This is a genomic window from Paenibacillus sp. MER 180 (assembly GCF_023713665.1).
GTDB lineage: Bacteria > Bacillota > Bacilli > Paenibacillales > Paenibacillaceae > Paenibacillus_B > Paenibacillus_B suaedae.
On record NZ_JAMAVT010000074.1, the window covers coordinates 1 to 438 of the forward strand.

General features: G+C 65.3%; 1 protein-coding gene. It reads left to right on the plus strand.

Features of this window, described 5'->3' with window-relative positions; all coding sequences use genetic code 11:
• Nucleotides 1–438: FAD-dependent monooxygenase (locus M3661_RS29895; RefSeq protein ID WP_251491308.1), on the plus strand; the 438-nt coding region annotated here is incomplete at both ends.

Genomic DNA, 438 nt, shown 5'->3' on the forward strand with positions numbered 1-438 from the left:
GTCTGGTGGAGATAGATGAAGCGCTGGCGCCCGGCGATCAGTGGACCACCTTTGTCGGCGAAGGCAAGCGCGTCTCGCTGATGCCGGTCTCCGCCGGCCGGTTCTACTTTTTCTTTGATGTGCCGCTTCCGGCGGGTCTGGCGGAGGATCGTGACACCCTGCGCGCTGACCTCAGCCGCTACTTTGCCGGCTGGGCGCCGCCGGTGCAGAAGCTGATCGCCGCCCTCGACCCGCAGACTACCAACCGCATTGAAATCCATGATATCGAACCTTTCAGCCGCCTGGTGCGCGGCCGCGTCGCGCTGCTCGGCGATGCCGGACACAGCACCACCCCGGATATTGGCCAGGGAGGCTGCGCGGCGATGGAAGATGCAGTGGTGCTGGGCGCCGTTTTCCGCCAGACCCGAGATATTGCGGCCGCCCTGCGCGAGTATGAAG